The sequence below is a fragment of the Arhodomonas sp. KWT genome, assembly GCF_010993615.1.
In genome coordinates, this window is record NZ_WNXE01000879.1 from 1 (window position 1) to 701 (window position 701).

At 71.3% G+C, this 701-nt stretch carries 1 protein-coding gene; it reads right to left on the bottom strand.

Annotated elements, in window-relative coordinates:
- On the bottom strand, positions 1-623 hold a 623-nt coding region (locus tag G7A99_RS23025; RefSeq protein ID WP_163144368.1), incomplete at its 3' end, for an MFS transporter.
- Between the last annotated feature and the right edge of the window lie 78 nt (positions 624-701).

Sequence of the window (701 nt, forward strand, 5' to 3'; positions counted from 1 at the left end):
CCGTCGCCGTGGGCCACCGCGGCGTGGCTGCGATAGCCCGCCGGCGCGGGATCGTCGCGGACCACCCACCAGATCGCGGCGGCGAGTATCGCGGTGCCCACCGCGACCCCGGCCATGACCGGGCGCCAGCCCACCGTGGTGACCGCGGCGGCGAGCGGAACGCCGGCGGATACCGCCCCGATGATCCCCACCAGCAGGGCGCTGCCCATGGCGAACGCGAACTGCCTCGGTGCCATCCAGTGGCTGGCGAGCTTCATGATGCACACGAATGCCACCGCGACGCCGCCCCCCACCACCGCCCGTCCGATCCCGGCGAGCCAGAATTGCGGCGCGAGGGAGAAGAGCAGGCCGCCGGCGGCGGCCGCCACGCTGCCGGCCGTCAGCAGCCGGCGCGGTCCCCAATTGTCCGCCAGAAGCCCGGTTGGGATCTGCATGGCCGCGCAGGTATAGAAGTAGAACGCCGAGAGGTTGCCCAGGCCGGCGGCGCCGATGGCGAAGTCGCTCATGAGCTCGTCGCCCATCACCCCGGTGGCCACGCGCTGAAAGAAGCCCACGAGGTAAAGACACGCCCCGAGTCCCCAGATCAGCCAGGCCAGGCCCGCGGGCGGGTGGCGATGTGTCATGCGCTGCCTCCGTCCAAACCGGCGAGTCTACTGCCGCCGGAGGATGCAGGCCAGAATCATTCGAACGAAAACGGGGGG